The organism is Tolypothrix bouteillei VB521301 (assembly GCF_000760695.4).
Classification (GTDB): Bacteria; Cyanobacteriota; Cyanobacteriia; order Cyanobacteriales; family Nostocaceae; genus Scytonema; species Scytonema bouteillei_A.
This window is the reverse complement of sequence record NZ_JHEG04000001.1, coordinates 4306253-4329706: the sequence shown is the minus strand read 5'-3', so window position 1 is coordinate 4329706 and position 23454 is coordinate 4306253. Positions and strand designations below refer to the sequence as shown.

Here is a 23454-nt window from a genome sequence, read left to right as displayed (position 1 = left end):
TACAAAGTCGATACGTACTCGATATACTCCTATGCGAACTCAAGTGCTGTCAAGGTTACATGGGATTAGTAGCAATAAGGTTCGAGGTGCAACCTGCAAACACTAGTTCTACTTTAACCGAAACCCCGTCTGGATTACACAATTATGAAATTTGCCTTACCCATACCTTCTTTATTAGCTTGTGCATCATCTATTCTGCTGCTAGGTTTTTCAATGCCAATGATTACACCAATCCTAGCCTCTGAGAATTCAGATGCCTGCAAATCTCTTAAGCCACTATATCTTAATACAGTAGCTGACTTCACAAGCATGGGACATTTTCAACAGGAGTGCGAAAAAAACTCACAAGCTGCAGTTTCTTCTTTCACCGAAGCAATTCGGCTCAATCCACAAGCTGAAGAACCTTATTATCATCGTGCAAATGCTTATGCTGCAATTGGGAATTATAAAGCTGCAGTAGAAGATTATACTGAAGTCATTAGGCAAAATACAGGTAGATTGGGTTTTAGTGATGTTGCCTACTGGAACAGGGCTAGGGCTTATGAAAAGTTAGGTGAAAAACAGAAAGCAATTTCAGATTTGACTCAATTCATTAGTGGAACTGCTTCTTCTGCTGATGCCTACTTTTTCTGAGGGAATATGTACCGGGATTTAGGAAATAGAGAAAGTGCGATCGCAGATTATAAAGCAGCAGAAAAATTGCTTCAGGAATATTTACAGGGGTCTTTCGGAAGTGGTTTCCAAGATCCTCGATATCAACAGATGTTGGAGGAAGTAACAAATGAATTATCAAAACTAAACGAGCGATCGAAATAGATTGTAGGGTAGGTGACGTATTTGCCGTTACGTACCCAATTATATATAGCAATCCTATTTCAGATCTAAACAAGGAGGACAAAAAAGAGGTGTTTGTAACTCCTACACGGACTGATATAGTGGTGCTTTACGCTGCGCTTTTAAAGAACCCACAAACTTTTTTTGTAACAATTTCAAAATACAACTTCAAGTCATTAGTAGGCTGAGTTAGAGAATGAAAAATAATTTTTCCTATAAAGTTGGTGGAAGCCTTACAGAAGATGCTCCCAGTTACGTAGTTAGACAGGCAGACTCTGACCTTTACAATGAATTAAAAGCTGGAAATTTTTGTTATATTTTTAATTCCCGACAAATGGGTAAAACCAGCTTGCAAGTTCGCACAATCAAGCGACTGCAAGCTGAAGGAATCGCTTGTACTACAATTGATATTTCCGGACGCGGTAGTAAAGATATAAACCCGGAACAGTGGTATGCGGGTATTGTTTATACATTGGTTGCCAACTTTGAAATAGCTAACCCCAGTGAATTTATTAGAACATGGTGGAGAGAAAACTGCGAATTATCGCCCATACAGCGATTAGATATATTTGTGGAAACTTTTTTGTTAGAGAAAATTAAGAGCAAAATAGTTATTTTTATTGATGAGATTGATAGTATTTTAAGCCTAAAATTTGAGAAAGATGATTTTTTTGCTTGGATTAGGAGTTGTTATGAAAAACGCAATCTTAATAGCGAATTTAATAGAATTACTTTTGTCCTGCTTGGAGTAGCAACACCAAGCGATTTAATCGCAGATAAAGTAAGAACACCCTTTAATATAGGTCGTGCAATTCAACTCAAAGGTTTTCAAATACACGAAATCGCACCTTTAGCATCAGGGTTAAAAGGGATGGAAAATCCACAAGCTATTTTGCAAGAAGTTTTAGCGTGGACTGGAGGACAACCGTTACTTACACAAAAATTATGCGATTTGTTAGTAATTTCTCATAACTATATTCATTATGATTCGCTGAGAGCAAAAGGAAAAATTACAGAAGCTGAATGGGTGGAGAATACTGTTAGAAAGCAAATCATTGAAAACTGGGAATCCCTTGACGAACCGCCCCATTTAAAAACCATCAAAGATAGAATTTTGATGAGCAAGCATAATACAGTCGCATTACTTGGGTTATATCAGCAAATTTTACAATTAGGACAAATTCCCGCTTCTGATAGCCCAGAACAAATAGAATTACGCCTATCCGGATTGGTTGTAGAACAGCAGGGAGCTTTAAGGGTTTATAACCGTATTTATGCTAGTGTTTTTGATTTAAATTGGGTAGAGAAATCACTTGCACTCTTTAGACCTTATGCAGAAGCATTATCAGCTTGGTTTGCTTCAAGCTGTCAAGATAATTCTAGATTATTGCGTGGCAAAGCATTAGAAGATGCAAAAAACTGGGCAGCTAATAAAAGTTTAAATCAGCAGGATTACCAGTTTTTAACTGCTAGCCAGGAATTTGAAAAACAAGAAATAGCCACTGCATTAGCATTTCAAGAAGAAGAAAGTCGCATTTTAGCACGAGCTAACGAGACTTTAACCCAAGCACAACATCAAGCCAAACGACAAATTCGTATCGGTGGTGGAGTTCTTATTTGTTCTCTTATTGGAGCAACGATCGCTTTTGCCTCTGGAACTCATCAATTACGAGAAGCGCAGGAAGGAACAAGATTAGAACACGCAGGGCTTGTAGCGCTACAACAGTTTAAAACAAAACAAATTGAATCTTTAGTGACAGCGGTAGATGCAGGACAAAGGTTAAAAGAACTAGTAAAAGATGGACGTCCTCTCGAAAACTATCCTGCAACCAGTCCAGTTTTCGCCTTGCAAACAATACTCGATAATATCCGTGAATTTAAGCAATTTGTTGCTCATAAAGATTTTATTACAAATGTGAACTGGAGCCATGATGGAAAGTCTATTATCACCACTTCCGCAGATAAAACCGCTCGTATTTGGAATTTGTCGGGTAAGCTGATGGCAGAACTTAGAGGACATAAAGAACAGGTTAATAGTGCTGATTTTAGTCGAGACGGAAAGTATATTCTTACCACTAGTGTGGATAAAACTGCTCGGATATGGGATACTTCGGGTAAACAGTTAGCAATACTTAAACATCAAGAATATGTAACTAGCGCCAGCTTTAGCCCCGATGGAAAACGTGTCATTACTACTTCTGACAGGCTACCAACACTAGGTCCAGATGGAAAACCTCTTGTTAACAATTCTGATGACAAAATAGCTCACATCTGGGATTTGTCTGGTAATTTATTACTAAAACTTCAACATCAAGATAGAGTTAATAGTGCCAGTTTTAGCCCTGATGGTAAATATATTCTTACTGCTTCTGATGATAAGACTGCTCGTATTTGGAATATGTCGGGTCAGCTATTGGTAACTCTAAGAGGAGATACCATGGCTGTTAAAAGTGCCTATTGGAGTCCGAATGGAAAATATATTTTAACTAATTCTAATGATTCCTATATTTGGGATGTTTCAGGTAAGCAAATTGCCCGATTCCCAGTAAGCGATCGATGGAAAATTATGGATGCTGGTTTTAGTCCTGATAGCCAGCGTGTATTTGTATCAACACCTGAAAAAACGATTGTTTGGGATTTGTCTGGTAGGCTTATTAGAGAAATAAAAAATGAGAAAGCACTCAATGTTGATGCAGGATTTAGTCCAGACGGAAAAAGACTCTTTACAACTGATGACACTATAAAAGTGTGGGATATAAGAGATGAAGTTGTAAAAGGATGGGATTTATCAGGTAATTTACTCACCGAACTGACAGGAAATCAAACAAGACCTCGTTGGAGCCCTGATGGCAAATATATTGTTACTTTTGGACACGATAGAATTGTTCGTATCTGGAATCTATCCGATAGAATACCAGTCAATAAAGTAACTATTAAGTCAAAAGATGCTATTACGGGAGCAAGCTGGAGCCCTGATGGTAAATACATTGTTACCCCTACTTGGAAATCTGTATTACTTTGGGATAAATATGGTAAGCAGTTAGCAAGATTTCAAGGACATTCAGGTATAGTGAGTAGCGCTAATTTTAGTCCTGATGGAAAACTAATTGTCACAGCATCAAATGATAAAACTGCTCGTGTTTGGAATACATCTGGAAAACAGTTATTATTGCTTGCAGGACATGACAAAGAGTTAGAATTCGCTGCTTTTAGCCCTAATGGTAAGTATATTTTAACTACAACTACAGATAGGAAAACTAAGATTTGGTCAAAGGATGGTAAGCTTCTAACTACATTTCCAGCCAGAGGGGTTGCTTGGAGTCTTAATAGTAAATATATTATGGCTATGTTTGATTACGACGGTAAGAATTACTCTAGTTTGTGGAATATTGCAGGAGAAAAAATAGTAGAATTTCCAGAAAGTGAAAATAGTTATTTGGGGGCTCAATTCAGCCAAGATGGAGAGCGTATTGTTACGACTGATGGAAATATAGCAAAAATTTGGAATACTTCAGGTCAAAAATTATCAGAATTCAAAGCAAATCAAAATATTTATAACCCAAGCTTTAGTCCAGATGGAAAACTAATTATTACTACTTCCCCAGACAATAGGGTGATTATTTGGAATACTTCTGGTAGACCCTTAGTTGAAATACCGCATCAAGATGTTGTTACAGATGCCAAATTTAGCCCAGATGGTAAGCGCATTGCCACAGCGTCAAATGATAAAACTTTTCGTGTTTGGGATATATCGGGTAAGCAGCTTGCACAATTTCAGTATTCATCTATGTTTACGTCAGCAGCAAGTTTTAGCCCAGATGGGAAATATATTCTCACGCAAGTCGCCAGTCAATCTCCCCATGGGAACGAAGTGCTGATTTGGCACATTGACGAATTGGATGGGTTATTGGTACGGGGATGCAACTGGTTAAAAGATTATACCAAATTGAACAAAGAATGCGACAGATGGTAGGCACAAATCCAGTCTAAGCACGACTTTCCCAATCCACGCATCTAAAATCTAAAACCCAAAATGGTATTACCTCAATACCCAGCCTCAAGTACGGGAAAGATTAAAAGTTTGTCGGGGCTAGCTGCTAGTCGATCGGTTAAATTCCTGATGATTTTGTATAGCAGTCAGTATTTGCTCTGTTATTTTAATTTGCTCTTGGCTAAATACTGCTTGCTTGAGATGACCTAAAAAAGAACGATCGCGGTATCTAGAATCCAACTGAATAGCTTTTGCATAGACCCGTTTAGCTGCATCTTTATCGCCATTATCCCAATAAGCGATCGCAGCAGCAACCAAAGGATGAGGATTGTTGGGCTCTAAAGTAGCAGCACGTTCGGCACAAATAATAGCAAGGTTATAAACTTGTAGACGATGCCAAGACAAACTCAAATTAAAGTAAGCAATTTCATTATTCGGTTTGAGAATAGCAGCCCAAGCGTGAACTAATGTTGCCACTGGTACATTTCCATCAACTAAATAAACAATTCCCAAAGCATTGTACGCAGGAACAAACAAAGGTTCTTGATAGATAGCTTGCCATAAAGAGATAGCTGCGTCTTTTTCCCTACCTGCTAAATGCTGCGTCCAACCCAAATTCACGCGTCCCATGATATTTTTTGGGTCGAGTTCCACAGATTTTTGCATTGCTGCAATGGCTTCAGGAAACCGTCCTTGCTGGCGATACAACAGCCCTAATTGTCGGTATTCGCCACCAGACTTTGCAGCCAGAGAAGATGGAATCAAAGCAAAAGTCAAAAATACACCCGTACAAATTCCACTTGTTAGCTTTGCTTTTGCTAATTTCAACATCTTCATTTCGAGGTTCCTTTCTGAAGTTTCAGCTAATCCAATAACTCTGGATTAATTCCTAATGCATTCAGTTGTTCCGGAGAAAGCGATCGCAATTTTTCTACAATTTCCTCCCGCTTTTGTCGTTCAACCTCAGCCCTTTGTCGTTCAACCTCAGCCCTTTGTTGTTCAACCTCAGCACGTTCTTCACCTGTGAGCAGTAAATTTCCCTCAGCATCCCACCACCGCAACCACGGCAATTCTGCGTTTTGATACCATCCTCGCCAAATTCCTAACTCGACTCCCATTGGTGCAATGGCATAATGACCCCTTTCATTTTTGTTCATCAGTTGATAGGCATTACCTACGAGACGGTATACTTCTACCCCCGCTTTTTCTACTTCATAAATTGCATAATAAGGAATACGAATGGCTTGCTCGTAAACCCAAAATTTCCCAACTTTCCCTTCTCCCCCTTGTGATGGCGAAGTTTTATCCCGTTCTTCACTCCCATCACCAGAGACAAATTCGATCGCAATTAACGGTGCAACATATTCTTTCCACAAAACGTAGGAACGGCGCATTTTGCCATTCAAAGTTGGCGGTACGTTCGGTACATAAAACCAGTCCGGTGATTCCGCGCCCCTCTCTGGGGGATCTATTAACCGCCAGTAAATCCCAGAATCCTGACCGATACAATACTGACCCTCAGGATGCAGCTTTTCTAAAACAGGTTTAATCGAATCTGTCAGTAGAATACTTTGAGGATGTTCTTGTAAGTTTTTCACAAATGTCCCGTCGGAATCAGGCAATTGCGTGTGGTCGGGTAAACTCAGCACTGAGTCGGTTGGTGTAGTGACAGAAGTCATACGGTTCACCAGGCATCTATCTGATTTTTATTTTAATATTGCAACCGCAGCCTGTTGCCGATAAACGCAGACAGAAAAGAAAAATATCTGCGTTCATCCGCTACAGGCTGTGGTTCAAAATTCCTAAGCGCCTTCCCGCAACTTATCCAATACACCTCTATCCTCTAAAGTAGAAGTGTCCCCAGAAACTTCTTGTCCTGCGGCTAGATTCCGCAACAATCGCCGCATAATCTTACCAGAACGAGTTTTGGGCAAAGCATCGGTAAAGCGGATTTCTCCCGGACGTGCGATCGCACCAATTTCTCGAACAACGTGTTGCTTGAGTTCTTTGCTCAAATCTTCTGTTGCGGTACTCCCTCCTTCTAGAGTTACAAAAGCAACAATCTCTTCTCCCTTCACTTCATCTGGCTTACCCACAACAGCCGCTTCAGCCACTGCAGGATGGGAAACGAGAGCCGATTCAATTTCCATTGTCCCGAGGCGGTGACCTGCTACATTAATCACATCATCAACGCGCCCCATCACCCAGAAATATCCGTCTTCATCGCGTCTTGCGCCATCGCCAGCAAAGTAGACAGATTGCCCATCTTGAAGGCGAACGTGTTCCCAGTAAGTGCGGCGGAAACGGTCTGGATCGCCGTAAATTGTTCGCATCATACCGGGCCAAGGATGTCGGACAATTAAGTAACCGCCTTCATTATCACCTGCTTTGTTGCCATCTAAATCCACAACATCAGCTAAGATTCCAGGGAAAGGACGAGTTGCAGAACCAGGTTTTGCGGGAATAGCACCAGGTAACGGTGTAATCATAATCCCACCTGTTTCCGTTTGCCACCAAGTATCGACAATCGGACAGCGTTCCCCACCGATAACTTTGTGATACCACATCCAAGCTTCTGGGTTAATTGGTTCGCCTACAGTTCCCAACAAGCGCAACGAGGAGAGATTGCGTGCTTTAGGTAGGTGTTCTCCCATTTTGATAAAGGCACGAATAGCAGTAGGTGCGGTATAAAAGATATTGACACCGTACTTTTCAATCACATCCCAGGTACAGCCCGGATTGGAAGCACGAGGAGCACCTTCATACATGAGCGTTGTTGCACCGTTCGACAAAGGACCGTAGACAATGTAACTGTGTCCTGTAATCCAACCTACATCTGCGGTACACCAATATACATCGGTCTCCTTCAAGTCAAAGATCCATTTTGTAGTCATATGGGTGTATAAGTTATAACCAGCAGTGGTATGAACAACACCCTTTGGCTTACCCGTGCTACCAGAAGTATAGAGAATAAACAGCATATCTTCGCTGTCCATTGGTTCGGCAGGACAATCAGCAGACACACCTTTTTGTAACTCATGCCACCAATGGTCTCGTCCTGATTCCATGTGAATTTGCTGGTTGGTACGCTGCACCACGAGGACGTTTTCCACTGAAGGAACAGCCCCATCAGCCAAAGCTTTATCAACTTGATCCTTAAGAGCAACGATCGCATCCTTGCGCCAACCACCATCAGCCGTGATGACCACTTTTGCTTGGGCATCCACAAGGCGATCGCGCAATGCTTCTGCACTAAAACCGCCAAAAACAACACTGTGGGGTGCCCCAATTCTGGCACAAGCGAGCATTGCTATTGCTGCTTCAGGAATCATTGGCATATAAACGCCAACCCTATCTCCTTTTTTCACACCCAACTGCTTCAGAACATTTGCAAACTGGCAAACTTCGCGATGTAATTGGGCATAAGTGAGAGTGCGCGAGTCTCCTGGTTCCCCTTCCCAAATAATAGCCGCTTTATTTTTGCGCCAAGTCGTCAGGTGTCTGTCAATACAGTTGTAAGAAATATTAATTTTTCCTCCAACAAACCACTTTGCAAAAGGTGGTTGCCAGTCCAGCACCGTGTCCCACTTTTGGAACCAGTGCAACTCCTGCTCAGCCAACTCTGCCCAGAATGTTTGAGGATCTGCCTTAGCGCGATCGTAAAGGCGCTGGTAGTCTTCAAGACTTTTGATGTGAGCGTTTTGAGAAAATTCCTGGCTGGGGTGGAACAAACGCTTTTCTTGAAGGATTGATTCTATGGTGATTTGCGACATGATCGTTTTTGTTATTGGCGTTCTAACACAAAACTATTGTGTACGCAAAATTACCAGAAGTATGGTTGATTTTCGTTAAGATGTATGGAAATTAACGGAGTAGGGACTTGGTATGCTATATCTCTACTTTACAAATAAGGATTTTGTTTTTTGAGTTTGGGGTGCAAGGACAAATTATAACTGCATCATAGAATAATTGTATGGAGGCACAGCCAAGAGAAATTCAGGATTATCTCACTTCAGAAGGGAGAAGCCCTTTTGCAGAATGGCTTGAAGCTTTGAGAGATATTCAAGCAAGAGCTAAAATCAGAAACAGGCTGAAGCGAGTAGAGTCAGGCAATTTAGGAAATTATCGTTCAGTTGGAGAAGGAGTTTGCGAACTAAAAGTGGATTATGGTCCGGGATACCGCGTGTATTTTGGACAAATAGGAACAACAATCGTACTTCTTCTTTGTGGTGGAGATAAAAGTACTCAAGAACAAGATATCAACAAAGCTAGGGAATACTGGAAAGATTATGAAAAACGTACAAGCACCAGCAAGTAGAAGTTACCGTGAATACTTGATTTCATCTCTTAAAGATCCCCAAGAGGCTGCTGCTTATATTCAAACTTTCTTGGAATTAGAAGAAGATGGCGCTGGGTTTGAAATGCTAGGTTCAGCCCTAAAAGATGTGATAGAGGCGCGTCTACAAGCAAATAATCTTTCAGAAACTGCCAAACAGCATTATGAAAAACTAGATAAAATTCTTGCAGAAACTAGTGGAGCAGAGATTTACACTTTAATCGAATTTCTTGATGCATTAGGTTATCAAATTGCTCTTGCTCCAAAAGATGACAATAATTTTTCAGGCTAAATATCATAACAGAGCCAGACACTAATTGCCGAAAGAAGTACCAGGTGTGACTTTTTGGACATCCTCCGTAGAAGTTGTTACTGTTCATATTGCAATATGTTCATTAGTACTAAAAAACGTGGTTAATACTTATGCCAATAACTCTAGAAGCCAGTAACTTATCTCTCAATGATGTTCATCGCTTGTTGAAACTGCAAGAAGAAGCAATTGGTTCATTTACTAACTATTTAACTCTAGAGCCTCTGACTGAGTTGGAACAGCAGGATTTATCACGAATTAGTAACGACTTTGAGCGTTACCTTAGTGCTGGAAAAGTTTCTGAAGGTTTAGTTAAATTTTTAGCTCTCGCTCCTCTGTTGCGATTATCTGGATTTTATGACGTTCCTATTCGCTTGACAATGGAAGATGCGATCGCTATCTCCATTGAAGATGAGGATACAAAGATAACAGGGCGGATGGACATTTTAGCAGTAAGCAACACTCAAGCAAAGACTGCAAATACATTTTGGATTTTGGTAATAGAAACAAAAAACAGTTCGGTAGATGTTGCCGAAGGTTTACCCCAACTGCTGACTTACGCTTTTAAAAGCTTAGAAAAGCAATCATCAGTTTGGGGACTAGCAACAAACGGTCGTCGTTATCAATTTGTCCGTCTCGAACGAGGAAATCCCCCTACCTATCAGTTAATGCCATTACTGAACCTAATTCAATCTGAACACAGTATTCTACTAGCACAGGTTTTAAAAGCAATTTGCCAACTAGAGAATTAGGTAGTTCGATTCTCAACTTTGTAGAGTCGCGAATCTTTGCACCTGCTGACTTATACTTCACTTAGAAACATTTGCGGAAAAAGGGAAAATAAAGCTGAAGTTACTGCCAAACTAGTAGTAAATCTACGGATAGGACAGGTGAATGCGACTTAAACTAGATTTGCAAAGATTTTTTGACAGTTGCAACCCCAGCAGAACTCTAGTCTTGGCAAATCCTCAAGATAGGCAGTACTATATAGACTTTGCTTCCGTGCGCGGTTCTAAAGTGATTGAAGCACTTGGACGAACGATTACACGCCTTTCTCCAGATAAACCAACTTGCCAATTATTTACCGGTCATATTGGTTGTGGCAAATCGACTGAGTTGCGACGGTTGGAAGCAGAGTTAAAACAGCAAGGTTTTCATGTGGTATATTTTGAGTCCACACAAGACCTAGACATGGCTGATGTAGATGTTACTGATATATTACTGGCGATCGCTAGGTCAGTGAGTGAAAGTTTAGAAGCAGTAGGAATTAAACTCAGACCGGGATATTTTGCCAAACTATTAGGTGAAATTCATGAATTTTTACAAACTCCCAAAGAACTTTCGGGGGAGTTATCTGTAGGTATTGCTAAAATTAGCGCAAAAACAAAAGATAGCCCTCTTTTGCGAAGTCAGTTAAGGCAATATCTAGAACCTCGCACTAATAATATTTTGGAATCTCTGAATGAAGAATTCTTAACTCGTGCTAACCAGGAACTCAAAGATAAGGGTAAGAAAGGGTTGGTGGTGATTGTAGATAATTTGGATCGAGTCGATCCAAGGGCGAAAAACCGAGAGCGATCGCAACCAGAACACTTGTTTGTCGATCGCGGCGAAGAGTTACGCAAGCTGAAGTGCCATGTTGTTTACACAATACCCCTAGCATTGGTATTCTCTAACGAGTATGAGACGATGAAAAATCGTTTGGGTGGTGGAGTGAGTCCCAAGATACTACCGATGGTTCCCGTGCAGTTACGCGATGGTAGTCCGTGCTCTGAAGGTATAGAGCTTTTGCAACAGATGGTATTAGCAAGAGCTTTTCCCACAGTCAACCCTGAATTGAGGTTGGGTTTGATTGCAGAAGTTTTCGATACTCCCGATACTTTAAACAGGCTTTGTCAAAGCAGTGGGGGTCACGTGCGAAACTTACTAGGGCTGCTCTACAGTTGTCTTCAGTCAGAAGATCCCCCTTTATCGCGAGAATGTTTGGAAAACTCCATCCGCGAATACCGCGAAAGCTTGGTGTTATCTATTACAAAACATGAATGGGAATTGCTCCGTCAAGTCGTTCAGCAGCAAAGTGTGAGTGGTGAAGATGACTATCAAACTTTATTAAGAAGTTTATTTGTCTTTGAATATCAGGACAAACAGGGACGCTGGTTTGGTATTAATCCCGTATTAGCAGAAGCCAAGCAATTTCAGGTATGAGCGAACCGATAAATCCAGAAGAAATTTCCGTGCAAAATGAGCGATCGCTGGCGACTCTTGTAAGAGCGATCGTTCGTTCTCAAGGTCGCTTTTCCCTAATTTTAGTACGCTGTAACTACGCACATTTGCAAGAAGAAATTATAGAACAGTTACGGCAAAATTCTCAATTACAAATACTAGAAATAACTTTAGATAAGTCAGCAAAAAATCTATATTCAATTATTCATGCACAGTTGGCAACCGATAGATTATCTGTGACAGATGCCATTATGGTACTGGGATTGCAGTCAGTCACAGCCATTGACGATTTGTTGATTTCTATAAATCGAGTGCGAGATGATTTTCCCCAAAGCTTTTCATTTCCTGTAGTCTTCTGGATAAACGATTTAGTGCTGCAAAAGTTTATAAAACTGGCACCCGATTTTTATACTTATGCTGGCGTACCCATTAAATTTGCCATCTCGACTACAGACTTAATTGAGGTTCTTAAAAAAAAAGTAGATGGGTTATTTGCGAAAATATTAGAAACAGGTGGAGACAGATTTTTAGACAATACTGCATTAAATATAGGAATGGATGCGGCTGAAATTGAATCAGCATTGGAAGAATTACACAGCCAGGGCTACTCCGAACCAGAATTAGAAGCCAGCCAGCAATTTATTTCAGGACGCGATGCTTATAGTAAAAGTCAAATGGAGCGATCGCGTCAACTTTACGAACAAAGCCTTACATTCTGGGAACAGCGAGGAGAGATGGGGGACATGGTAGAACTTTCTCCCCCCTCCCCCACTCCTTACACAGAACAACAAGCCTGCGTACTCTTCCACCTGGGGTTATGGTGGCGAAGGTACGCGGTTTTACATCGAGCCGAGTATGAAGCAGCGTGTCGTCAAGCAGAAAATTACTATCAACGGTGCGTGCAAATCCTACAGCATGCAAACCGTCCCGATTTAGTGGCTCAATTTATCAATCCTTGGGGAGAAGTGCTGCAACAGTTAGCAAAATGGGATGAATTAAAATCTGTTGCTAACACTGCCATTGAACTACACACAACATATCCCAATACTCTCAGGTTGGCAAATGCTTATGCTTCCCTTGCAGAAGTTGGACTGGGAAAATCTAATTGGGAAGAGACTCAGCAGTATGCAATCAGAGCACTTCAAGCGATCGCAAAACTAGCAAATGAAAGTGATATCAAACGACATTATCAAAGTTGGTATCAATTTTTAATCTCTCAAGCCCAATATCATCATCAAAACGAAGTACAAGCAGCGCTACACAACTTAGAAACAGCTAAGGAAGGATGTAAGCCCGATTATAACCCACAGCTTTACATACGGATATTAAATGCATTATCCGAGCTTCACTACCAACAACATAGATATTTAGAAGCATTTGAACTCAAGCAAGAGAAACGTTCCATCGAGCAACAATATGGTTTCCGCGCTTTCATTGGTGCGGGGCGATTGCAATCTCAGCGACAGGTGATTCATCCTGCTTTGATAACAGTTGGTTCAACTCAATTGTACGGTGATGCTGTGGGAACAACCTCTCAGCAAGGAACTATTGCTCAAGAAATTGTTGCATCTGGGCGAGAAGAAGACGTTAAACAATTAATCCATCGCATCAGTCGAGATGACCAAAAATTAGTTGTGATTTATGGTCCCTCTGGAGTTGGAAAAAGTTCGCTGCTGACAGCAGGATTGGTACCCGCATTGCACGATCTACCTGCTATTGATAGTCGGATTCCTTTGCCAGTCACAGTCAGATTTTACAGTGATTGGAAACAGGAATTGGGTAAAGTGCTTCGTGACACAACACCCCAAAACTGTGGACATGGGGAGGAGTTGGGGGCGGAGTCATCGGGGTTAATTCATAAGATTCTTCAACAATTACGGCAAAATGCAACTCGCAATTTCTTAACTATTCTCATTTTTGACCAATTTGAAGAGTTTTTCTTTAACTGTTCTCAACCATCTCAACGAAAAGAGTTTTGGCAGTTTTTGAAACTTGCTTTGGATAGTTGGGATATTCCCTATGTGAAAGTCATTATTGCTTTACGTGAAGATTATTTGCATTATTTATTGGAGTGCGATCGCATTACAAATTTAGAAGTCACAAAAAATGATATTTTGAATAAAGGAATTCGCTACTATTTTGGAAATTTTTCTCCTGAAGGTGCGAGAAAGGTTATTAAAAATTTAACTCAACGTTCTTCTCTAGAACCAGAACTCATTGAAGAATTAGTAAGAGATTTAGCGGCAGAAGAAGGAGAAGTTCGTCCCATTGAGTTACAAGTCGTAGGGGCACAACTAGAAACCGAAGAAATCACTCAGTTAAAACAGTATCAGGAACAAGGACCAAAAGAACAACTAGTCCAAAGATACTTAGACGAAGTTGTGAAAGATTGCGGACAAGAAAATGAACGTGCTGCTCAATTAGTCTTGTATTTACTAACTGATGAAAATAATACGCGTCCGTTAAAAACCTATGCTGAATTAGCAGATACTTTAGCATTTTTAGCAGCCAAGGTTGATAAATTAGAATTAGTTTTAAAGATTTTAGTGACATCAGGTATAGTCTTCTTGATACCGCAATCTCCAGCAGATCGCTATCAACTCGTTCATGATTATTTGGTATCTTTTATTCGCCAACAACGCGGTGCGGAATTATTAGCAGAATTAGAAAGAGAAAAACAAAAACGCCAATTAGCAGAAGCAAAGTTAAATCAAGTTTTAAAACAGCGATTAAGAATCGCCTTTGGTACAGGGGTAGGATTGGTGGCATTAACAGCCGTGGCTGTGACATTTGGAATCAAGTCAACCATTGGTGAAACAAATGCTCAAATTAGCGCTCTTGCTTCTTCTTCAGAAGCACTTTTTACAGCTACTCTTCAAGAAGAAGCTTTGGTAGAAAGTATTAAAGCAGGAGAAAAACTGCAACAGACAATTTGGTCAAAGTGGATGGAAGCCAATACACGCGATCGAGTTGTTGTTGCTTTACGGCAAGCAGTGTATGAGTCTTTTGGCAGAGAACTCAAAACCCTTAAAGGGCATTCTGCTTCAGTGATAAGCGTCAGCTTCAGCCCCGACGGCAAGACCATTGCTTCTGCAAGTGAGGACAACACCGTCAAACTCTGGGATAATAACACAGGCAGAGAACTCAAAACCCTCAAAGGGCATTCCGCTCCAGTTATGAGCGTCAGCTTTAGTCCTGATGGCAAGACAATTGCTTCTGCAAGTAAGGACAACACTATCAAACTTTGGGATACCACAGGCAAAGAACTCAAAACCCTCAAAGGGCATTCCGCTTATGTTTCAAGCGTCAGCTTTAGCCCCGACGGCAAGACTATCGCTTCTGCAAGTAGTGACAACACTATCAAACTTTGGGATACCACAGGCAAAGAACTCAAAACCCTTAAAGGGCATTCAGGTTTGGTTTATAGCGTCAGCTTCAGCCCCGACGGCAAGACCATCGCTTCTGCAAGTAGTGACAACACGGTCAAACTTTGGGATACCACAGGCAAAGAACTCAAAACCCTCAAAGGGCATTCCGCCGAAGTTTTTAGTGTCAGCTTCAGCCCCGACGGCAAGACCATCGCTTCTGCAAGTAGTGACAACACGGTCAAACTTTGGGATACCACAGGCAAAGAACTCAAAACACTCAAAGGGCATTCCGCCGAAGTTTTTAGTGTCAGCTTCAGCCCCGACGGCAAGACGATTGCTTCTGCAAGTTGGGACAACACCATCAAACTTTGGGATATCACAGGCAGAGAACTCAAAACCCTCAAAGAGCATTCTGCCTATATTTCGAGCATCAGCTTCAGCCCCGACGGCAAGACAATTGCTTCTGCAAGTTGGGACAACACCGTCAAACTCTGGGATACCACAGGTAGAGAACTCAAAACCCTCAAAGGGCATTCCGCTCCAGTTTATAGCGTCAGCTTCAGCCCCGATGGCAAGACGATTGCTTCTACAAGTAGGGACAATACCGTCAAACTCTGGGATACCGCAGGCAGAGAACTCAAAACCCTCAAAGGGCATTCCGCTCCAGTTTATAGCGTCAGCTTCAGCCCCGATGGCAAGACGATTGCTTCTGCAAGTAGGGACAACACCGTCAAACTCTGGGATACCACAGGTAGAGAACTCAAGACCCTCAAAGGGCATTCCGCTCCAATTGTGAGCGTCAGCTTCAGCCCCGATGGCAAGACCATCGCTTCTGCAAGTGAGGACAACACCATCAAACTCTGGGATACCACAGGCAAAGAACTCAAAACCCTCAAAGGGCATTCCGCTCCAGTTTATAGCGTCAGTTTCAGCCCCGATGGCAAGACGATTGCTTCTGCAAGTTTGGACAAGACGGTGAAATTGTGGGATACCACAGGCAAAGAACTCAAAACCCTCAAAGGGCATTCCGCTCCAGTTTATAGCGTCAGTTTCAGCCCCGACGGCAAGACGATTGCTTCTGCAAGTTGGGACAACACCATCAAACTTTGGGATATCACAGGTAGAGAACTCAAAACCCTCAAAGGACATTCAGGTTGGATTTCAAGCGTTAACTTCAGCCCGGACGGCAAGACGATTGCTTCTGCAAGCAAGGACAACACCGTTAAACTCTGGGAGACCACAGGCAGAGAACTCACAACCTTCAAAGGGCATTCCGCTCCAGTTGTGAGCGTCAGCTTCAGCCCCGACGGCAAGACGATTGCTTCTGCAAGTTGGGACAAGACGGTGAAATTGTGGAACTTGGATCTGGAAAATTTACTTGTGTTGGGGTGCGATTGGCTCAAATATTATTTACCTCGGTATCCTGAGACATTGGCAGAACTCCATGTATGTCAAACAAAGCCTCTCCGGATTGCCGCCGCATCGACTTTAGTAGAACAAGGTGAGGCATTAGCAACTGAGGGAAATTTTGAGGATGCAGTGGCTAAGTTTAATAAAGCTAAAGCGTGGAATTCCAAATTAACGTTTGATTCAGAGGAAAAAGCGGTACCAATTATTATGGTTTCTCAGGGCAGAGAACTTGCCCAAGAAGGTGACATTGAGGCAGCATTAGTTCAGTTAACAAAAGCACAGAAACTGTCTCCTAATCTCGATCTGAATCCAAAAACAAAAGCTATAGAAAAGAATCCAAAAGCAGTGATTTTTCTTATACGAGGAGAAGCGCTGGTAAAGCAGGATAAATTCAAAGAAGCGCTCGCTTTTTACAAAGATGCTCAAACACTCGATCCTGCTTTAACTATTTCTGCCAAGGAATGGAATTCTCTTTGTTGGGATGGTAGCTTGCGGGGGTTTGCTAAAGATGTCATGTTTGCTTGTGAAAAAGCAGTTGCCCTTTCACCAAAAGATGGAGGTATTCTTGATAGCCGAGGGCTAGCTAGAGCGCTCACTGGTAATAGCAAAGGATCTGTTGCAGATTTCCAAGCCTTTATCAAGTGGACTGATAATTCCAAGTACAAATCACAGCGTCAACGTTGGATTAATACCTTAATTGCAGGTAAAAATCCCTTTACAACAGAAGAGTTGAAAAAGTTGAGAGAGTAATAGATCTCGCTAGCGAATAGAATTCGCGGCTGTACAGGCGAAACCCACCTACGTGGGTTTGAGAAACTGGCGTTGCGTCAATCTTTAGAGAAAGCGATCGCGATTCAAAAAAAGCAGGCTCCAGGTTCTTTTTCTCTTGGTTTGGCAATTTTCAACAGTTGTTTATGGTTCTTTATCTTCTGCCATTGTACGTTGTTCGTACTCAGTAATGATATTTCTAATTTCATCTGCTGCGATATTTCTTAGCGAGAGAACGTAGATTTCGGTTGAAGATTGGCGCAGCTTCAACTTGAATAAAGGATTGCTCAGACATCCTCGAGTCCTTCCCAAAGTTGAGCAACAGGAATTATTTGTCCAGTCATTGCCTCATGCCAAGCTTGACGGAAATCTTCTAAAATCTCTTCCTTAGATTTATCATTTTCCTCGATTTCTACTTCTTCTGGAATCAGGACAATAACTTCAACGCGACTGTTTTTATCACTTACTAAGGGGCGATCTAAAGTAAGTTGTCCGTGTTCATCAATAGTTGCCATTATTTTAATTGCTTTCATTGGTTATTTTTAAGTAATGTTGTGCCTAAATATAAGCTTGAACTAAGTAGGTCGTTACAATTAAAGTTAACTAGTTAGGGTTGTCATTTGTCATTGGTTAAAGTTTCAAGTGTCTTTACATTTTGTAATATAACGTGTTTATTTCTGCCTATCTACTTTGTAGCAAAGAGACATTCAGCAATGCGATCGCTATCATAATTGACAGCAGAAACAGAATAGCCCGCGCAGGCGGGCTTCGTTTGTGTAGCCCCAGAATTCCATTCTGAGGGCAATTGGAGCAAAGTCTGTATTAAATAATACTTGAACTGAGTTGCCATCCAACTCAAAGTATAGAATAATGTCGGTACAAGTTGACCGGAATTCACCAACTACAGGTTAAGCTGGAGAGAGTAGCTTTTTGTTACGTTTTGTATATTAAGTCCTCTTTTGCTGTTAACTTTTAATTTTTGCTGCTTGAGAAAACAGGAATGCTAGACCAAATATTTGACTATCTCAACTTTCATCCTAGCTTAGAAGCATCTATAGTGTTGCTGCTCCTCATCTTTTTAGAGGCAGTACTCTCTGCAGACAACGCGATCGCTCTTGCAGCGATCGCTCAAGGACTGGGGAACCAGAAACTCGAACGTCAGGCGCTGAACATTGGCTTAGTTGTTGCTTATGTTTTGCGAATTACGTTATTGCTAACTGCTACCTGGGTACAACAGTTCTGGCAGTTTGAATTGTTGGGAGCAGCCTATCTACTGTGGCTGGTATTCCAACATTTTACTTCTGAAGAAGGCGAAGATAACCAACACCACGGTCCTCGGTTCAATTCCTTATGGCAAGCGATCCCCGTTATTGCCCTGACAGATTTGGCATTTTCTCTTGATAGCGTAACCACCGCGATCGCTGTATCTAATGAAACTTGGTTGGTGCTCACAGGAACTACCATCGGTGTTGTGACTCTACGCTTTATGGCAGGTCTGTTTATTCGTTGGTTGAATGAATACGTCTACTTGGAAGATGCTGGTTACATCACAGTAGCCTTGGTGGGCTTGCGCTTGTTTTTGAAAGTTGTGAACGACTCCTTTGTACCCCCACAATGGGTGATGATTACTTCTATTGCCCTGATTTTGGCTTGGGGATTTTCCAAACGTAAAGTTTTAGATGCTGAAACTGAAACTACAGTCAAGGAACCAGAAAAGACTGAAGTGCAACAATAACCATAGAGAATGGTAAATTCTGCACGAGTAGAAAACTTTACGTTATCTATGAAACTCAAGGATTGGCTGACAGTTTATTGAGTTGTACAAACAAGAGATTTCCAAAAAATCAATTATCTGTCTTGTAAGCTCAACAAGCCCCCTATCCCTATAGGAGTTGGGGGTGATGGCTTACGTGAGGCGGAGCCTCGTAGAATGCATTCCCAGGCGGAGCCTGGGAACGAGGGTTACTCGTGCAACCAAGGTGTCAAATGAGGTTGCCAAGCAACCAATTCTTCTTCCTTAAACCACAGGGAAATTTCCCGTTGTGCTGTTTCAATAGCATCGGAACCGTGGATGAGGTTGCGACCAATATTAATGCCGAAGTCACCTCGGATTGTTCCTGGTTCTGCTGTTAAGGGATTTGTTGCACCAATCACCTTTCTAGCTGCGGCGACAACGCCCTCTCCTTCCCAAACCATCGCCACAACCGGGCCTGAAGTGATAAACTCCACCAGGCTGCCAAAGAAAGGTCTTTCTTTGTGAACGTCGTAATGTTGTTCGGCTAATTCTCGGGAAGGTTTTACAAACTTTAAACCAACGAGGGTAAAGCCTTTAGTCTCAAAGCGACGGATGATTTCACCAATGAGTCCGCGCTGCACGCCATCGGGCTTAATTGCTAAGAATGTGCGTTCCAAAGCTATCTCCTCAAATTAAGTAAATTGGTTATGGGTCATGAGTCAAGTGTCATTTGACCTTCTTACTGAGTCAAGAATAAATGACACTCGACCAATGACAAAGGACAATCTGAAATTATCGCAGAAAGTATCTCCAAATGCATGTGCGCTTCGAGATGAATGCGATACATTGTATTCTCGTGGGTGAAACAAAAAGGTCAGGAAAGAAATGCGTGGTGATTTAACGACTACATCAGACGAGGTGGTGAAACCTCCCTCTAATGCAACCAAAGCCGAAATAAAAGCACAAAAACAACAAAAACTGCTACCTACGGCTACCAATCCCGATGGAACCCGCATCTGGAAAATAGAGGATAGCGAAGCACTTTATCGGATAGAAGGTTGGGGTGAACCCTACTTTTCCATCAATGCTGCAGGTCACATCACTGTTTCCCCCAAGGGCGATCGCGGTGGTTCTCTGGACTTATACGAACTGGTTAATGCTCTCAAGCAGCGTAATTTAGGGCTTCCCCTGTTGATCCGGTTTTCCGATATTTTGGAAGACAGGATCGAACGGTTAAACGCTTGTTTCGCCAAAGCTATTGCTCGTTATAACTATCCTGGAGTTTACCGTGGTGTATTTCCTGTCAAGTGCAACCAGCAACGGCATTTAATTGAAGATTTAGTGCGGTTTGGTAAACCCCATCAGTTTGGTTTAGAAGCCGGTTCCAAGCCAGAGTTAATGATTGCTTTGGCTCTATTGGATACCCCAGGCGCACTGTTGGTTTGCAATGGCTACAAAGACCGAGAATACATCGAAACGGCAATGCTGGCTCAAAGGCTCGGACAAACGCCGATCATCGTTTTAGAACAAGTTGAAGAGGTGGATCTCGTTATTGAGGTCAGCCAGCAGTTGGGGATCGAACCTATTGTTGGTGTGAGAGCTAAACTGAGCACCCAAGGAATGGGACGGTGGGGAACTTCCACTGGAGATCGCGCTAAATTTGGTCTGACCATTCCAGAAATCATGCAAGCTGTTGATAAGTTACGCGATGCTAACTTGTTGCAATCCTTGCAGTTACTTCATTTCCATATTGGTTCGCAAATTTCTGCTATTCATGTGATTAAAGATGCCATCCAAGAAGCCAGCCGTATCTACGTAGAGTTGGCTACTCAAGGGGCAAACATGAAATACCTGGATGTCGGTGGTGGTTTGGGCGTAGATTATGACGGTTCTCAAACCAACTTCTACGCCTCAAAAAACTATAACATGCAGAATTATGCAAATGACATAGTTGCTGAATTAAAAGATACCTGTGCGGAGAAAAATCTTTCCGTACCAACACTGATTAGTGAAAGCGGACGTGCGATCGCATCTCATCAATCTGTTTTGATTTTTGACGTTCTCAGTACCAGCGAAGTCCCCGGTGACCTACCAGAGCCTCCCCAAGAAGGAGAGTCGCCTATCATCAGCTACATGTGGGAAACCTATCAATCGTTAAACGAAGAGAACTATCAAGAGTTTTACCACGATGCCACCCAATTTAAAGAAGAAGCAATCAGCCGCTTTAAATTAGGTATTTTAAGTCTTAGAGAACGTGCCAAAGCAGAACGTCTCTACTGGGCTTGCTGTCAAAAAATTCTGGGGATCACCCGCAAGCAGGAATACGTACCCGACGAGTTGGAAGACCTCGAAAAAATTATGGCTTCCATTTACTACGTCAATCTTTCCGTGTTTCAATCCGCACCAGATTGCTGGGCAATCGACCAATTATTCCCAATTATGCCCATACATCGCTTGGGTGAAGAACCAACGCAAAGGGGTATCCTCGCAGACCTTACCTGCGATAGCGATGGCAAAATAGATCGTTTTATTGACTTGCGAGATGTCAAATCGGTTTTGGAGTTGCACAAGTTCAAGGCTGGAGACTCATACTACTTGGGTATGTTCCTGAATGGAGCCTACCAAGAAATTATGGGGAATTTACACAACCTCTTTGGTGATACCAACGCAGTTCACATTCAATTGACACCCAAGGGATACCAAATCCAACATGTTGTAAAAGGCGACACCATGAGCGAGGTTGTAAGTTACGTACAGTATGACTCTGAGGATATGCTGGAAAATATCCGTCAGAGATGCGAGCACGCTTTGATAGAAAATCGGATTACTCTCGCAGAGTCTCAAAAATTGTTACAAACTTACGAACAGAGTTTACGAAGATATACTTACTTGGCGAATTAGTGGTTAGTGGTTAGTGGTTTACACATAACTAACCACTGACCACTAACCACTAACAATTCAAGTTACAGGAGCGTTCGTTCCTAACAATTCAGCGATCGCTTGTCGTTCTGCTGGAGTATGGGATGGTGGCTCTTGACGCGCATCAGTAATCAGCCAATCTAAAGCTGCTGCTTGCACGTCTATCGTAGCTCCAGTCTTGTCCACACAGTAACGACCGTATACCAATTTATCAACGAGTCTGACTCCCGGACCCAATCGAGACCAGTCAAAGATGACGCTATTTTCCACTGTTGCGCCACTGCACACCCAGCAATTAGGACCTATCATTGTAGGACCAACGATTTTTGCACCATCTTCAATTCGAGTCATACCGCCAATATAGACTGGACCCGTGATATCCACTTTATCCCAGTTGACAGCAACATTCATGCCAGTGTAAATGCCAGGAGCGACTTGATGCCCCGGAATTTGGACATTTTTGATTTCTCCAGACAGTACACCGCGAACGGCTCGCCAGTAATCTGGAACTTTACCAATATCTACCCATTCAAAGTTCATTGGAATAGCGTAGAAAGGAGCTCCCACTTCAACTAATTTTGGGAAGAGCTGGCTACCAATGTCATATTCTACTCCCGAGGGAATATAATTAAAGATCTCTGGCTCAAAAATGTAGATACCCGTGTTAATATTCGTGCTTAGAGCTTCTTCTACCTTAGGTTTTTCTTGGAAAGCCTTGACCCGACCTTCTTCATCTGTAACTACGACACCATAGCTAGAAACTTCTTCTTGTGGAACCGATTTCATAATGATGGTGGCGATAGATCCCTTTTCTCTGTGCCACTTTACGGCTGCTGTTAAGTCTAGGTCAATCAAAGCATCACCGCATAATACGACAAAGGTATCGTCGAAAAATGGGTAGAAATCCTGAATTTTCCGCATTCCTCCAGCAGATCCAACGGCTTCTCCTACAAGAGTACCGTCAACAATGCGACCTTCAAAAGAATAGGCAATTTGTACGCCAAACCGTTGACCATCGCGGAAATAACTTTCTATTTCATCTGCTAAATGGCTGACATTAACCATAATTTGGTCAAACCCATGCTGGCGTAAAAGTTCCAGCAAGAATTCCATCACTGGCTTTTGCAAGATAGGAATCATTGGTTTGGGAATTGTGTAGGTAATCGGACGGACACGAGTACCTTTACCTGCTGCGAGAATCATCGCTTTCATATATCTTATTCCTCAACCACAAGCCGATTTACTGTTATCATTTGATACTTCATCATCAGTGTATTTCCGCTTTTTTGTCATTCCTAAAAGCACTGAGTGCAACTGCAGTACCTCAGAGCATTATAGACATGGGAAACAAATATGAAGTGTAAAGTATGAAGTATAAAAAAAGCATAAAATCCAAGGTGCCAAGTATGAAAATTTTATACCTCGGCTAAGACCTTCGATACTTTATACATTTTTTCATCTTTCAGACCTTATCCTTCATCCTTTATAATTTGCATTGGTCACTTTTCCAATTTAATTGGATTTTAAGGTTTGCTGAAGACATCATAGCGAACCCTCATA

At 42.0% G+C, this 23454-nt stretch carries 18 protein-coding genes; 10 read left to right on the top strand and 8 right to left on the bottom strand.

The genetic code is table 11. The features are described 5' to 3' along the window. Positions 1-144: 144 nt before the first annotated feature. The 3 genes from HC643_RS17255 (at position 145) to HC643_RS17250 (ending at position 4807) form a co-directional block, all read left to right on the top strand. Positions 145-633, top strand: coding sequence for a tetratricopeptide repeat protein (locus tag HC643_RS17255; protein ID WP_082051720.1), 489 nt, complete (start codon positions 145-147; stop codon positions 631-633). Between the two features lie 6 nt (positions 634-639). Further along, positions 640-816, top strand: a complete 177-nt coding sequence (locus HC643_RS41425) for a hypothetical protein (RefSeq protein WP_237265898.1) — start codon at positions 640-642, stop codon at positions 814-816. Positions 817-1030: 214 nt separating this feature from the next. Further along, positions 1031-4807 carry an eIF2A-related protein gene (locus tag HC643_RS17250; protein WP_038083811.1) on the top strand — a complete coding sequence of 1259 codons (3777 nt, stop codon included), beginning with the start codon at positions 1031-1033 and terminating at the stop codon, positions 4805-4807. Between the two features lie 117 nt (positions 4808-4924). On the opposite strand, the gene HC643_RS17245 is transcribed toward HC643_RS17250, so the two are convergent. The 3 genes from HC643_RS17245 to acs all read right to left on the bottom strand — a co-directional run bounded on the left by HC643_RS17245 (position 4925) and on the right by acs (position 8598). Next, positions 4925-5662 carry a tetratricopeptide repeat protein gene (locus tag HC643_RS17245; RefSeq protein ID WP_050045902.1) on the bottom strand — a complete coding sequence of 246 codons (738 nt, stop codon included), beginning with the start codon at positions 5660-5662 and terminating at the stop codon, positions 4925-4927. 26 nt (positions 5663-5688) lie between these two features. Beyond that, on the bottom strand, positions 5689-6504 hold the full coding sequence (locus HC643_RS17240; protein WP_038083814.1) for a Uma2 family endonuclease: 816 nt from the start codon (positions 6502-6504) through the stop codon (positions 5689-5691). Between the two features lie 123 nt (positions 6505-6627). Further along, complete coding sequence (gene acs / locus HC643_RS17235; RefSeq protein WP_038083816.1) at positions 6628-8598, bottom strand: acetate--CoA ligase; 1971 nt, start codon at positions 8596-8598, stop codon at positions 6628-6630. 200 nt (positions 8599-8798) lie between these two features. Between acs and HC643_RS17230 the strand changes: the two genes are divergently transcribed. From HC643_RS17230 to HC643_RS17210, 5 genes are all read left to right on the top strand, one after another. Next, positions 8799-9143 carry a type II toxin-antitoxin system RelE/ParE family toxin gene (locus tag HC643_RS17230; protein ID WP_038083818.1) on the top strand — a complete coding sequence of 115 codons (345 nt, stop codon included), beginning with the start codon at positions 8799-8801 and terminating at the stop codon, positions 9141-9143. After that, on the top strand, positions 9115-9453 hold the full coding sequence (locus HC643_RS17225) for a helix-turn-helix domain-containing transcriptional regulator (protein ID WP_038083820.1): 339 nt from the start codon (positions 9115-9117) through the stop codon (positions 9451-9453). The genes HC643_RS17230 and HC643_RS17225 overlap by 29 nt, the downstream gene beginning before the upstream one ends. 131 nt (positions 9454-9584) lie before the next feature. Next, positions 9585-10223 (top strand): Restriction endonuclease, type I, EcoRI, R subunit/Type III, encoded by a 639-nt coding sequence (locus HC643_RS17220; RefSeq protein WP_038083822.1) that lies wholly within the window; start codon positions 9585-9587, stop codon positions 10221-10223. 142 nt (positions 10224-10365) lie between these two features. Then, the gene (locus HC643_RS17215; RefSeq protein ID WP_038083824.1) at positions 10366-11676 is read left to right on the top strand and encodes a P-loop NTPase fold protein; all 1311 of its coding nucleotides are present in this window, start codon (positions 10366-10368) and stop codon (positions 11674-11676) included. Then, the gene (locus HC643_RS17210; protein ID WP_050045901.1) at positions 11673-17222 is read left to right on the top strand and encodes a WD40 domain-containing protein; all 5550 of its coding nucleotides are present in this window, start codon (positions 11673-11675) and stop codon (positions 17220-17222) included. The genes HC643_RS17215 and HC643_RS17210 overlap by 4 nt, the downstream gene beginning before the upstream one ends. A 162-nt stretch (positions 17223-17384) precedes the next feature. Here HC643_RS17210 and HC643_RS42135 read toward each other — a convergent pair whose 3' ends face one another. The 3 genes from HC643_RS42135 to HC643_RS41420 all read right to left on the bottom strand — a co-directional run bounded on the left by HC643_RS42135 (position 17385) and on the right by HC643_RS41420 (position 18138). Next, positions 17385-17510 carry a hypothetical protein gene (locus tag HC643_RS42135; RefSeq protein ID WP_272899748.1) on the bottom strand — a complete coding sequence of 42 codons (126 nt, stop codon included), beginning with the start codon at positions 17508-17510 and terminating at the stop codon, positions 17385-17387. A 17-nt stretch (positions 17511-17527) separates the two neighbouring features. Then, positions 17528-17773: a type II toxin-antitoxin system RelN family antitoxin gene (locus HC643_RS17205; RefSeq protein ID WP_038083828.1), complete on the bottom strand. Its 246-nt coding sequence runs from the start codon at positions 17771-17773 to the stop codon at positions 17528-17530. 152 nt (positions 17774-17925) lie between these two features. After that, positions 17926-18138, bottom strand: coding sequence for a hypothetical protein (locus tag HC643_RS41420; protein ID WP_050045900.1), 213 nt, complete (start codon positions 18136-18138; stop codon positions 17926-17928). Between the two features lie 102 nt (positions 18139-18240). Here HC643_RS41420 and HC643_RS17200 point away from each other — a divergent pair, with 102 nt between their 5' ends. Then, positions 18241-18975 carry a TerC family protein gene (locus tag HC643_RS17200; RefSeq protein ID WP_038083829.1) on the top strand — a complete coding sequence of 245 codons (735 nt, stop codon included), beginning with the start codon at positions 18241-18243 and terminating at the stop codon, positions 18973-18975. Positions 18976-19202: 227 nt separating this feature from the next. On the opposite strand, the gene ndk is transcribed toward HC643_RS17200, so the two are convergent. Then, positions 19203-19652 (bottom strand): nucleoside-diphosphate kinase, encoded by a 450-nt coding sequence (gene ndk / locus HC643_RS17195; RefSeq protein WP_038083832.1) that lies wholly within the window; start codon positions 19650-19652, stop codon positions 19203-19205. 208 nt (positions 19653-19860) lie between these two features. On the opposite strand from ndk, the gene speA reads away from it, so the two are divergent. Next, positions 19861-21876, top strand: a complete 2016-nt coding sequence (gene speA / locus HC643_RS17190) for a biosynthetic arginine decarboxylase (protein WP_038083834.1) — start codon at positions 19861-19863, stop codon at positions 21874-21876. Between the two features lie 57 nt (positions 21877-21933). Here speA and HC643_RS17185 read toward each other — a convergent pair whose 3' ends face one another. After that, entirely contained in the window at positions 21934-23106 is a 1173-nt protein-coding gene (locus tag HC643_RS17185) for a nucleotidyltransferase family protein (RefSeq protein ID WP_038083836.1), read from the bottom strand. Between the last annotated feature and the right edge of the window lie 348 nt (positions 23107-23454).

Bases quoted from the DNA above. Each gene is read 5' to 3' on its own strand.
- HC643_RS17255 (WP_082051720.1), top strand. From the start codon at position 145: ATGAAATTTGCCTTACCCATACCTTCTTTATTAGCTTGTGCATCATCT.
- HC643_RS41425 (WP_237265898.1), top strand. From the start codon at position 640: ATGTACCGGGATTTAGGAAATAGAGAAAGTGCGATCGCAGATTATAAA.
- HC643_RS17250 (WP_038083811.1), top strand. From the start codon at position 1,031: ATGAAAAATAATTTTTCCTATAAAGTTGGTGGAAGCCTTACAGAAGAT.
- HC643_RS17245 (WP_050045902.1), bottom strand. From the start codon at position 5,662: ATGAAGATGTTGAAATTAGCAAAAGCAAAGCTAACAAGTGGAATTTGT.
- HC643_RS17240 (WP_038083814.1), bottom strand. From the start codon at position 6,504: ATGACTTCTGTCACTACACCAACCGACTCAGTGCTGAGTTTACCCGAC.
- acs (WP_038083816.1), bottom strand. From the start codon at position 8,598: ATGTCGCAAATCACCATAGAATCAATCCTTCAAGAAAAGCGTTTGTTC.
- HC643_RS17230 (WP_038083818.1), top strand. From the start codon at position 8,799: ATGGAGGCACAGCCAAGAGAAATTCAGGATTATCTCACTTCAGAAGGG.
- HC643_RS17225 (WP_038083820.1), top strand. From the start codon at position 9,115: ATGAAAAACGTACAAGCACCAGCAAGTAGAAGTTACCGTGAATACTTG.
- HC643_RS17220 (WP_038083822.1), top strand. From the start codon at position 9,585: ATGCCAATAACTCTAGAAGCCAGTAACTTATCTCTCAATGATGTTCAT.
- HC643_RS17215 (WP_038083824.1), top strand. From the start codon at position 10,366: ATGCGACTTAAACTAGATTTGCAAAGATTTTTTGACAGTTGCAACCCC.
- HC643_RS17210 (WP_050045901.1), top strand. From the start codon at position 11,673: ATGAGCGAACCGATAAATCCAGAAGAAATTTCCGTGCAAAATGAGCGA.
- HC643_RS17205 (WP_038083828.1), bottom strand. From the start codon at position 17,773: ATGAAAGCAATTAAAATAATGGCAACTATTGATGAACACGGACAACTT.
- HC643_RS17200 (WP_038083829.1), top strand. From the start codon at position 18,241: ATGCTAGACCAAATATTTGACTATCTCAACTTTCATCCTAGCTTAGAA.
- speA (WP_038083834.1), top strand. From the start codon at position 19,861: ATGCGTGGTGATTTAACGACTACATCAGACGAGGTGGTGAAACCTCCC.
- HC643_RS17185 (WP_038083836.1), bottom strand. From the start codon at position 23,106: ATGAAAGCGATGATTCTCGCAGCAGGTAAAGGTACTCGTGTCCGTCCG.